General features: G+C 45.9%; 10 protein-coding genes. 2 read left to right on the plus strand and 8 right to left on the minus strand.

Translation table 11 applies throughout. From position 1 onward, the window contains the following. Positions 1–6: 6 nt before the first annotated feature. From LPA26_RS03160 to LPA26_RS03195, 8 genes are read right to left on the minus strand one after another with little or no spacing between them, the layout of a single operon-like run. Positions 7–795 (minus strand): DUF1365 domain-containing protein, encoded by a 789-nt coding sequence (locus LPA26_RS03160; protein WP_229007315.1) that lies wholly within the window; start codon positions 793–795, stop codon positions 7–9. After that, the gene (locus tag LPA26_RS03165; protein WP_229008321.1) at positions 792–2,039 is read right to left on the minus strand and encodes an NAD(P)/FAD-dependent oxidoreductase; all 1,248 of its coding nucleotides are present in this window, start codon (positions 2,037–2,039) and stop codon (positions 792–794) included. The genes LPA26_RS03160 and LPA26_RS03165 overlap by 4 nt, the downstream gene beginning before the upstream one ends. Positions 2,040–2,047: 8 nt before the next feature. Beyond that, complete coding sequence (locus LPA26_RS03170; protein WP_055871902.1) at positions 2,048–2,989, minus strand: acyl-CoA desaturase; 942 nt, start codon at positions 2,987–2,989, stop codon at positions 2,048–2,050. A 33-nt stretch (positions 2,990–3,022) separates the two neighbouring features. Next, positions 3,023–3,544 carry a lipocalin family protein gene (locus LPA26_RS03175; RefSeq protein WP_200934475.1) on the minus strand — a complete coding sequence of 174 codons (522 nt, stop codon included), beginning with the start codon at positions 3,542–3,544 and terminating at the stop codon, positions 3,023–3,025. Positions 3,545–3,594: 50 nt separating this feature from the next. Then, positions 3,595–4,254, minus strand: coding sequence for a DUF6134 family protein (locus tag LPA26_RS03180; RefSeq protein ID WP_229007316.1), 660 nt, complete (start codon positions 4,252–4,254; stop codon positions 3,595–3,597). A gap of 4 nt (positions 4,255–4,258) precedes the next feature. Further along, the gene (locus LPA26_RS03185; protein ID WP_229007318.1) at positions 4,259–5,020 is read right to left on the minus strand and encodes a DUF1295 domain-containing protein; all 762 of its coding nucleotides are present in this window, start codon (positions 5,018–5,020) and stop codon (positions 4,259–4,261) included. After that, positions 5,017–5,553: a DUF2878 domain-containing protein gene (locus LPA26_RS03190; RefSeq protein ID WP_255658893.1), complete on the minus strand. Its 537-nt coding sequence runs from the start codon at positions 5,551–5,553 to the stop codon at positions 5,017–5,019. The genes LPA26_RS03185 and LPA26_RS03190 overlap by 4 nt, the downstream gene beginning before the upstream one ends. Positions 5,554–5,570: 17 nt before the next feature. Next, a complete protein-coding gene (locus LPA26_RS03195) occupies positions 5,571–6,614 on the minus strand; it encodes a cyclopropane-fatty-acyl-phospholipid synthase family protein (RefSeq protein WP_055871911.1) in 1,044 nt (347 codons plus the stop codon). Between the two features lie 193 nt (positions 6,615–6,807). Between LPA26_RS03195 and LPA26_RS03200 the strand changes: the two genes are divergently transcribed. Then, on the plus strand, positions 6,808–8,595 hold the full coding sequence (locus LPA26_RS03200) for a pyrroloquinoline quinone-dependent dehydrogenase (protein WP_370634306.1): 1,788 nt from the start codon (positions 6,808–6,810) through the stop codon (positions 8,593–8,595). 324 nt (positions 8,596–8,919) lie between these two features. Then, positions 8,920–12,150, plus strand: a complete 3,231-nt coding sequence (locus tag LPA26_RS03205) for a response regulator (RefSeq protein ID WP_229007320.1) — start codon at positions 8,920–8,922, stop codon at positions 12,148–12,150. Positions 12,151–12,158 lie beyond the last annotated feature (8 nt).

Raw genomic sequence — 12,158 nt, forward strand, 5'->3', positions numbered from 1 at the left:
TCATGATTAATCACCAAGTTTGGCGTGTTGTTTTGGGTGAGTGTAGAAAGGAATTCTTTTGAGCCATAGCCGCAGGGCTTGCCAGTAAATGGCTGCGATGACTTTGACAGTCATCCATGGATAGCTTAATAACATGCGATTTAAAGTACTGGCTTGCCAGGGATGTCTTTGTAATTTCAAGGTAGCGAAAAACGTAGCTTGCTCATGGTGCCAGTTTTGCATATGCACACTCAGTGCATCACCGGGTGCTGAAAATTGCCATTGATAATCGATATCCATGGGCATAAATGGCGAGACATGGAAATCTTTTTCCAGTTTGAACAGCATGGAAGTGGCCTGCTTTACTTCATGTACATAAGCAAACTGTTCTTTCCAGGGTGTGTTGGTAATATGGCTGACGATCGCCTGTAACTCACCCTTAGGGTCGTAGCAATAGTAAAAACTGACCGGGTTAAAGCAGACGCCCCAGTAACGACAATGGGTGAGTAGACCAATTCTGCCGAGAGGGCGTTGGCCGGTATGTTTTTCAACCAGGTCACGTACACATTGGTCCAAAGGTTGATCTGGCGCGCCCAGATAGTCTTCGCGCTTAAAATAAGCCAGGTTAGGCTTAAGGTAAGACCACAAGCGATTGCTTTTAAATAGTAAAGGCAGCTCATCTAAATCCAGGTACAGCATAAAAAGCTGGTAACGGAAGCCATGAGCTTTCGGTTGCAATCTCTGATGGCTGATCCATCCGGTGTAGATAGCACTATGCAACTTTTCATTCTGATTTGACGCAGATGCCGCATTCATCGCATGGCTGCCTCAAAGTGTTTGATAGCGGCCAGCGCACTGACCACTCCATCCTCGTGGAAACCATTCTTCCAGTAAGCGCCAGCATAGCCTGTGCGATGGTGACCACTGATATCAGCATGCTGTAACTGTGCCTGGGCGCCGGCCAGGGTATAAAGCGGATGGCGGTATTGCAGCTTTTTAATCACTTTGGCCGGGTTAATCGCATTGGTGTAGTTAAGCGTCACCAGCAAAGGCTCTGTTGAGCGTATGCCTTGCAGGATATTCATATTGTAAGTGACTTGTACTTTGTCAGTGGGCTGCGCTGCGACGTGATAATTCCAGGCCGCCCACGCCAGTTTGCGCTTGGGCATTAAGCTCGCGTCAGTATGTAAAAAAACCGTATTGTCCTGATAGGGAATTGCACCGAGTACTTCACGTTCATTATCCGTTGCTTCAGTGCCAAGAATGGTTAAGGCTTCGTCGCTATGGCAGGCAAAAAACACATAATCAAATCGTTGGGGCTGTTTGTTGGTAAACTTAAGCGTGACGCCAGCACTGTCTCTTTCAACGGTTTTTACGGGAGAATTCAGATGGATACGATCACGATAACCGGCAGTCACTTTTTCAACATAACTCGCTGAACCACCGATAATCGTGCGCCATTGCGGCCTGTCATCGATACTCAACATGCCATGGTGATGAAAAAAGCGCACAAAAAAGCGGGCAGGGAACTGCAACATTTGCTGTGCATCGGTTGACCAGATTGCAGCCCCCATCGGTACTATGTAGTCACGAATAAACTGTGGCGAGTAACCATTCAGCGATAAATATTCCCCTAACGGAATTTCATTGCCTTCTGCCAGCAAAGCCAAAGATTGTTTGTTGAAGCGCAGAATATCGCGAATCATGCGGTAAAACTTAGGCGATAACAGGTTACGCCGCTGGGCAAACAGGCTATTCAGTGAGGTGCCATTGTATTCAAGATGCGTGACTTCATTACGTACGCTAAAGCTCATGTCGCTGTTGCGCCAGGCCACACCTGCTTCAATCAATATGCGTTCGAACTCAGGATAAGTTTTATCGTTAAATACAATAAAACCGGTATCAACCGCATGTGTTTCTCCGGCGATTTCTACATGGTGGGTATGGGTGTGGCCTCCAATGTAGTCATTGGCCTCAAATACAGTGACCTTATGCTGTTTATGCAGGTGATAGGCGAGGGTGTTTCCAGCAATACCACTGCCGATAATGGCAATATTCAAGCCCATTGTTAATCGCCCTTCACAGTATGCTGGTTGCGTACGTCTATGGGAACTTGTTTGAGATTCCAGATCAGCCCCAACGCGGCCAACACTTTAAGACCATAATAGGTAAAGTCTATCTCCCACCAGTAAAAGCCTTGCTTCACTGAACCAGGATAGTGATGATGGTTGTTATGCCAGCCTTCACCAAGTGTGAGTAGTGCTAGCAGCCAGTTATTACGGCTGTGGTCGCGTGTTGCATATCTGCGGCTACCCCAGACATGGGCGAGTGAGTTAATACAAAACGTGGCGTGATAGAGAACAATAGTAGAAACGACAAACCCCCAAACCAGCAACTGCCAGCCATTGGTATGCAGTTGCGGAACGTAAACACGAAGCAATTCCCCTAATGCAAAAATAGCGGCCGCGAACCCAATAGGAACGATGCTATCAAAACGATCAAGCCAGCATAGCTCGCGAAAACGGGTAAGTTCACGCACCCGATCAAGCTGGGTTTTGAAACTGGCATGACTCAGAAACCAACCCAAATGGCTCCATAAAAAGCCTTGTTGATAGGGAGAGTGAATATCTTGTGGTTGATCGGCATGCACATGATGGTTGCGGTGATGGGCTGCCCACCACAATGGTCCACGTTGAACGGCGGTGGCACCAATGAGGGCAAACAGAAACTGCCCTGCGCGAGAAGTTTGAAAAGTTTTATGCGCAAAATAGCGATGATAAAAGCCGGTAATGGCAAACATGCGTGACACATACATGACCACGGCAAAGACAACCGCAAACGGGCTCCAGCCAACCCAGAATAAAGCCACCAACGCCAGGTGCAAGGCTACAAATGGCACTACCCGCCACCAGTCGATACTCTCGGCACTGGCATTGGCTGGTGGCTGATAACGCTGGTTATCCAGCCAGCCTACCAGCCTGCCAAATAGCCCCCAAATGCGGTAATGCATGTCACCTCCTTTTAAATAGCAAGCTTGATTAAATTACAGGGGCGGTTTTGATGGTGCTTTTGCATTCAGGTGCGGAAAAATTTCCAGCTTGTTGATGTCATATCCCAACGCTTTGATTTTTGCCACCAGTTCGTTATAAGTCGCCTGATCTATCGCTGGCTTACGTGACATTAGCCAAACGTAATCGCGTTTGTTTCTGGCAACAATGGTGTGCTGGTAGTCATCACTTAAATAAGTAATCAGGTATTCGGATTTGAAGGGCCACAGAAACTGCATTTTCCACTCAGCATTGCCACTATCCGGCACCACAAAACCTGTCGGATGATAAACCTTAAGCTTGCCATCAAACCCACCCTGGTTGTACGTAAAGGTAGTCGCAATAGTGCCATCCGGATTTTTTTCATAATGCTCGACCGGGTTATAGGGATCACGCTCCATAAAAGTGGGGATCGCCGCAATCACATACCAGTCACCCATAAAGCGATCAACATCGACTTTCTCGACCGTTTTGACAGGTGGTAAATTTTGACAAGCACTCAGTCCGAATATACTCATTATACAAATCACTTTAATTAAATTTTTTAACATATTGATCAAATAGCCTTTTAGACTAGTTTATAAACGATTTTGTAATCCTCTGGCGTAATGGATTCAAGAGCAACCCAGGCTTGTTGCTGGTCATACCAGAGTGTAATCTTTAACTTATCCTTGCCATTCAGGCGACCATTCAGGCGATATTGACGGGTCTGTGTGCTTTGGCCTTTAACCATGATTGTTTTAGGACCTTCATCCGTTACCGTCACATCCAGATATTCAGCATTTTGCGGATTAAGCAGTCGCGGCTGTTTGAGGATTTCAGGGTTCCAGTAAGCAAAAGTCATGGTGCATGCGGGTAAAGTTTGCTGGTCAGAGTTTTTCGCGCTGTGTTTATCGACCACAAATTGTTTGTCTTGCAGCTGCCCATTTACGTCTGTGACGACTTTATTTTCTTCGGTGTGCGCCTTTAAACTGGTCAGGCATGCACCTTGCCATGTTTCATCTGCCTGATGTGTGTAGCGATACGCGTTAATGAATAACACTTTTACATTGAAATCAGCATGGCTTTGCAACTGGTTGTTATTAAACGCAAAGGTATGGGTACCAATTTTTTGTTTATCCAGCCAAACCTCAAACGTCCAGTCTTTCGCTTGGGCGGTCGACAACATACCTAGACTTAAGGCAGTCAAAGCCAAAAACTGTTTTGCTTTATTAATTAAATTGATCACGCATCTACTCACTTTTTGGAATACCAGGAATAAAAGCATTGGTATTTTTGACGTAAGCGGCATAACCGGGACGGCGGCTATGGATGGTTTTCTCCATCAAGCTGACACCACTCACTTTCAATAGCAATAAGGTCATGATGATGGGCGATAGCCATACCCATGGATTGCCGGTAGCGGCGCCAAATAAAGCGAAACCCCACCAGATCAGGCTCTCACCAAAGTAATTGGGGTGGCGGCTGTAGCGCCAAAGGCCGGTGTTTAATACGGCATTTTCGTTTTCAGCTTCATTACGGAAGCGCATTAACTGGATATCAGCCACGACTTCCCAGTAAAAACCAATCAAAAACAACGCAACACCGACGTAATCCAACCAGAGTAAAGGCGCTTGATCATGGATGGCTGCATATAAAGGATAAGAAATGATCCAGGCCAGCACTGCCTGAAATGCAAAAATGATATAAACGCTTTTAAACCAGAAGTGTGGTTCGTTATTTTTACGGATAGTTTCATAGCGGTGGTCTTCCTTGCCCCAGTTGCGCCAGGTTAGAAAGATACTCAATCTAAGTGACCACAACGTGACTGCTGCCAATACCAGGCAGGCGCGCACAGATAGATCATAGGTAAAGATGGCAGTAATAAAGGCGGTGATTGCCATGAACAGGCTCCACATACTGTCGACATGGCTGTAATGGCGGGTAGCGAAGCTTAAAAGCCAGCCGCTCAGGGCAAACATCAAAATCGCAGTCAATGCATAAAAGTAGATCATGCGGGTTTCCCGAGAATGGTTTGAGATAACTGCCGGCGTATCCAAAACATGAATGGCATGGCAATTGCCCATTCCAGCGCTACCCACGCCAGGCTAAGCGTGGGATGGGGCAGGTGTATCACCTGTAATTTTGCGGAGCCAAGATAAGCCAGAGGGCCAAAAATGCCACCCAGTATTGCTGCAAGCATAGGTTTAGGCTGTAACCAGCGCATGCTGACGTTTAAGGTACAGGCAAATGCCAGCCATAAGGCAATCATCCAGAGCGGAATATAACTTGTCCAGAATTCCGGGTATTCAAAACTGATCAATCCCATGTAATAACCTATCTGGTCAAGCAAGCAGCCAATCAAAGCGGTGATGATGAGCGGTAAAGCTTGCTGCCAGCCTTCAACCCACTCTAAATGGGCTAGAGTAAAAATGATGACCAGCAGGAAAACAGCAAAACCCAATCCTGGTTTAGCTGATAGCACACACGCCCACCAAAGAATTTGGAAAGAGATAAAATTAAATATAATCAATTTATTAGAGTTCATATTTAATGTTTAACTTCTCATTTTTTCGAGAACAAATAATGACTTACCCACCAGGTTTGTCCCTGGTTATAGCCAAATAGCTCGGCACATGCCATATAGAATATTCGCCAGCGCTGCCGCCACAGTTCAGCGTCATCTGTACCATATATAGATTGCAACACCGGAGTAAGCACAGCGTGATTCTGGTCCATATTTTCCAGCCATGCATTGGCAGTTTTTTCGTAGTGAGTGCCGTCCCAGCGCCATTTTTCGATGATTTTCAAATCATCCTGGAAATATAGTGGCAGATCGTCACTCGGCATCATGCCGCCACTAAAAAAATACTGACTCATCCAGTCATCATCCGCCTTGACATCAAATGTATAAGGCGCGTGACGATGCACAAAAATATGCTTGAAAAACAATCCATCCGACTTTAACCAGCGCGCTACTTTGGCATATAAAACCTGGTAATTCCGCATGTGCTCGAACATCTCTACCGATACTATGCGGTCAAACGTTTGATCGGTATCGAACACATTCATATCCGCAGTAATGATGTTGATATTAGAAAGCCCGCGCAGGTTGGCCTGCTGCAAAATATATTCCCGCTGTGAGGCGGAATTAGAAACACCAGTGATTCGGGCATTCGGGTAATGACTGGCCATCCAGAACGTTAATGAACCCCACCCGCAGCCTAATTCCAGTATCTGTTGACCATCTTGTAGCAGTGCATGGGCACAGGTCTGTGAAAGTGCTAATTGCTCTGCTTCATCCAAAGTTTTTGTTTCAGGTGACCAGTAGCAGCTGCTGTATTTACGATTAACGCCCAAGCAATAGTTATAAAATATGGCGGGGACTTCGTAATGCTGCGCATTGGCCTTTTCCGGTAGGGGAGCAATCTCAGAGCTTTGCATCTGCTCTATAAACTTGATGAGTGCAGATTGCGCGCGTTCGCAATTTTCTTCATTGATTTCAATTAACCTGTCCTTGCATAGCTTTTGTATTCCTTTCCGGATAAGTGCATCAGGTATCAGGCCTTTTTCGGCAAGTTTTAGCGCTGCAGTTGCAATTGAACTCATATTTATTATCGCACTAACTATTTCGTTGTTGTTATGTCCATCATAAACGGAGTTTAGTTTCATCATGCAAAAAATTTTTAAATGGCCGCCTTGGGGTAGTGGCGTTTACTTGGAGACTTAACTGTTTCAAGTTTATATTTAACATGTATACTAATCTGTATAGTTTACTAAATATTTTGAAATGAAACCCTTTATGACGCGTACACTTTTTCGTTATTTAAGCTTGGCATCCATCACAGCCTTAATGGCTTGCACACAAGTTTCCAAGCCGACTTCAAGCAATACCGGCAATGTAGATTGGCCAAGTTATGGCTTAGATCTGAAGTCGCAGCGGTTTTCAAATCTGTCACAGATTAATCAGCATAATGTCTCAACATTAAAAACTGCCTGGAAAGTGGAAACTGGCGTCAAAGCGACATTCCAGGCCACACCCATCGTGGTGAATGGCATCATGTATGTCAGCCTGCCTTTTAATCATGTATTAGCGCTAGATGCGGCAACAGGTAAACAACTCTGGAAATATTCGCATGATCGCAAAGCAGATTGGGCCATGTGCTGCGGACCTGCCAATCGTGGCGTCGCAGTGGCTCAAGGCAAGGTATATATTGGTACCGTAGATGCAAGATTAATCGCGCTAGATGCTAAAACCGGACAAAAACTTTGGGATATTGATGTAGCAGCCAGCCAGGTGACTACAGAGCAGCAAGGCACACTAAATAGCAGCGACCCTAATAAAACCCGAAAAATCACTGGTGGCACCGGCGTGGGCATTGCCATGGCGCCGGTCGTGTTTAACAACAAGGTCATCATCGGCATTACCGGCGTGGGTTATGGATTACATATTGATAACCCTCGCAGCGATGCGCCATTGGGTGCCGTGATTGGCGTCACTGGGCGCTATGGCCGCCCTGGCTTTCTGGCTGCATTTGATGCGAACGATGGGCATCGTGTCTGGCAGTTTGATACTATCCCGACCAAAGGATGGGAAGGCACCTTTACGACGCAAACCTCTGATGGCAGTCATTTTGAACGTGATGTTGCAGAAGAGAAAGCGGCGCTTAAAACATATCCTGATGCCGCCACTTTTGGTGGAGGATCAGCGTGGAGCACGCCTGCCATTGATGCCAATACCAATACCTTGTATTTCGGAACCGGCAATCCATCGCCGCAAATGAATGATGTTTCAAGACCCGGAGATAATTTATATACCGTCTCATTGGTCGCACTGGATACCGAGACCGGTAAATATAAGTGGCATTATCAGCAAGTGCCGCATGACTTGTGGGGATACGATTTAGCAAGCCCGCCTGTCCTGTTTCAATACAATCATCATGGCAAAAATATTGCTGCTGTGGGGCAAGCGAGCAAAACCGGATGGTTCTATATTCATGATCGGGTCACTGGTGAATTTTTAGCCAAATCGGAAGCGTTTGTGCCGCAACATAACCTGTTTAAAAAACCCAGCATAGAAGGGACAGTCGTTTATCCTGGAATACTTGGCGGCTCAAACTGGTCGCCTGCCAGCGTAGATGAGCAACAACAAAAAGTGTTCGTCGCTGCCATGCATAGCCCGATCAAGTACACCATCCATGAAACAGATAACGATGATGGCAAGCATTCTATGCGCTACACATCCAGCGAACCTACCGATGATGCGCGTTGGGGTTTGTTAAGCGCGATTGATTTAAATTCCGGAAAAATCGCCTGGCAGCAAAAAACGGCACAACCCCTGGTAGGCGGCGTATTATCGACAGCAGGGGGCTTGTTATTTTCAGGTGAAGGCAATGGCATGTTTACGGCTTATGCCAGCCAAACAGGTAAACCCTTATGGCATTATCAATCGGAATATGGTGTGAATGCGCCACCTATTACTTACCAGGTAAATGGCGAGCAATATATTGCAGTCGTAAGCGGCGGTAACTCATTGTTTGGTTTTAAACAAGGCGATAGCGTTCTCACATTTAAGCTGCCAAAACCTTAGACATATTTTTAACTTAAAGCCAAGGAAGCCAATATTAAACACGGTAATAAGAAACGATTTTCAATCAGTTATTGTAATAATTAATTTAAGTAAAAATAATAATTGACATGTAAATACACTACGAATAGATTAGCGTAAATATGTATTTACTTACTGCTTCTGAGCACTTGATTGCCAATGCAAAAAAATGCTCGATTATTTTTTTAAATCAAAAACTTACAAATAGTAAACGATGGTTGAACGTTGTCCAACCATAAACGTCAAACAGCGACTTAAAAGCAATACAGACTTATCCTTGAAATTAAAAACAAGATAGGAATCGCAATGCTTAGTGGGGTGGTACCGGGGAATTCGCAACGTAAAGAGCTTTGGGCTTTAGAATCCATCATTATTTATGGGTTTATCAGCTTTTTTGCGCTGTTAGTGATTCTGGGTATTACCAGTATCATTTATTTGCAGCGCTTTTCTGAGAACAATCGCTGGGTCACCCATACCAATGAAGTCATCTCAAAACTGGATAGAGGTTTAGGGCTATTCAATCAACTGGAAGTTTCTCAACGCGGTTTTTTATTGACCGGTGATGAGAGTGCTATTAATCGACGTGACATTGCGCTGGCCGAGTTGCAAAAAGATATTACTGAACTTGCGGTGCTCACCAAAGATAATAGCTTCCAGCAAAAACAAATTACCCAACTTAGAAAGCTTATCGATAGGCGCCTGATTTACTTTAATCAGGTTGCAGATTTTGCCCGCACAGCATCAGTAGACAAATTAAAGGAATTCCTGCGTAAAGATTCTATTCGTAGGGAAGATATGCTCGAGATTCGCGGTGTCTTCAGTGCCATGTCACTTGAAGAGCAGAACCTGCTGGATGATCGTACCAGGTTAGAGCAGGATCACGCTAAAGACTTGCTGGTGCTGTTTACTGTCATGTCTGTGGCCATTCTGATTTTCTTCCCTTTACTCATCTGGCGGATTCAACGCGATCTTAACATCCGCAAACTAGCGTCTGCTGAACAAAAACGGCTCACGGATATTCTGGATGCTTCCCCTGACCTCATTGCAAACGCTAACCTTCAAGGCGATTATTTTTACCTTAACCGGGGAGGGCGCAAACTACTGGGGATTGGTGAAAATGAAGATATCGCCTCACAAGCCATCTCGCGCATGCGCCCTGCATGGGCGATTGATCTGATTCATAACAAAGCCATTCCTGCAGCACTCAACACGGGAGTGTGGAGCGGCGAAACCGCTTTTATCAGCCGGGGAGGGGTGGATATCCCGGTATCCCAGGTAGTGGTGGCACATAAAAATGCGGATGGCATCCCTACGCATTTATCCACCGTTGCGCGCAATGTGAGCGAGTTCAAGCAAATTGAATTTGACCTTAAACATGCGGCCATCTATGACCAGACGCATACCGAAATATTAAGGCTGTTCAATGCCAATTACGATCGTCCGAACATCCTGCAAAGCATGTTGGAGACGCTAGCCAGAAACCATGCATTTCCGGTATCTGCAATTTATGGCTACGATGAATGGGCTGGATTATATCGTCTGGAAAGCACGCATGCTGCGCCGACTGATATCCTTACTGAATTTAAACTTGGCCACGGAATAATAGGGGAGGCGATTCAAAATAATCAGACACTCATATTGCGTGATGTCGACCTGTTTCCATCCCTCAGCCTGGAAACAGGGTTACTTTCCATCAAGCCGGCAGGTATCATCATTTGCCCGGTTACCTATCAGGATAAATGTCTCGCCGTGCTGGTGCTGGCCGCCAGCCAACCGATTTCAGACCGCGATCAGACCTTTATTGAACGGCTTTCTGCGCAATTGGGCGTAGCCCTGCATAACATTGAACAGTATGGTGACCTCAAGCTGCTGGCCGAGCAATTGCATTTACGCAGTGAAGAAATCAGCTCAAAAAACGAACAGCTATTGGAAGCAGATAAGATGAAATCTGAATTCCTGGCTACGATGTCTCATGAACTGCGCACACCGCTGAATGCCATTATTGGATTCTCGGAAATACTTCGCGATGGCTTGATTGGCGACCTCGCAGACAAACAGAAAGTTTACGTCAATGATATTTTTGAAAGCGGGCAACACCTGCTTTCATTGATCAATGATGTGCTTGATCTATCAAAGATTGAAGCCGGGCGTATGGAGCTTGAGGGTGAAGTCATTGACGTTCAGAGTTTGCTGCAAAACAGCCTTTCTATCATTAAAGAAAAAGCATCTACCCAACGTATTAAATTACAGGCCGATTTATCAGATGCGTTAGGCAATGCCTGGCTGGATGCCCGTAAAGTGAAACAGATCGTTTATAACCTGCTCTCCAACGCGGTTAAATTTACACCTGAAGGCGGACAGATCACTTTACAAGCCAGCCTGGTTTCGCGTGAATACGTGCTTGAACAGACTAGAGATATACCGAAGAGCCATTATTCACCGATCGGTAATGCTGAACAGTTTATCCAGATCGCGATTACCGATACCGGAATAGGGATTGAAGCACAAGATATAACCCGCCTTTTCCAACCTTTTGTGCAAGTTGAAAGCACGCTTTCAAGGCGCTTTGAAGGCACTGGCCTGGGCCTGGCACTGGTAAGGAAACTTGCGGAATTGCATAGCGGTGCGGTGGCTGTGACCAGCACACCGGGTGAGGGCAGTACATTTACGGTATGGCTGCAATACAAAACCAACCTGGTAGACGCAGCGTTGGCATCCACACAAACCGGTGAAAGTATCCGGCAATTGGTTCTGTCGGATTCCCCACATGTATTGGTGCTGGAAGATGATGACCGGGCCGCGGATTTAATCAGGTTACAGCTTGAATCAGATAACTGTCGTGTCACGCGTGCGACTACGGCCGAAGTAGCCCTGGCTCTCTTGGCGGACAATAGCCCTCCTGATTTAATTACGCTGGATATTCTTCTTCCCGGCATGGATGGCTGGGAGTTCCTGACAACCTTAAAAGCCAACCCCAAGCTTGCGCATATCCCGGTAGTGATTCTTTCGATTGTGGCTGATAGTAATCGTGGCCTGTCTTTAGGTGCCGCCCAGGTATTACAAAAACCTGTTTCTGCGGATGATTTGCAAACGGCATTAAGCAAGCTTGGCTTTACCAAACCCGAGCACAACCAGCCAGGCGCAAAAATTTTAGTGGTTGATGACGACCCTAAAGCGGTAGAAATCATCTCATCTCATCTTGAGCATACAAAGCACACTGTGCTACGTGCTTACGGCGGCAATGAAGCTACCCATATCGCCAAATTACAACAACCTGACTTGATCGTACTAGATTTAATGATGCCGGAAATCAATGGATTTGAAGTCGTTGAAAACCTTAAACTGGATCCGCGTACAGCCAAGATCCCTATCATTATTGTGACGTCCAAATTCCTGTCGCCGCAAGAGCAGCAAACGCTTAAAGGGCACGTGTTGGCGGTACTTGAGAAATCTGAATTTAATCATGGCAACTTCCTCAGTGAAGTGCACCGTGCACTGGCCGGCAATAAAAAACACTCCTCAGGATATAAAGCATAGAGGTAAAT

This window comes from Methylophilus sp. Leaf408 (assembly GCF_916856905.1).
Taxonomy (GTDB): Bacteria; Pseudomonadota; Gammaproteobacteria; order Burkholderiales; family Methylophilaceae; genus Methylophilus.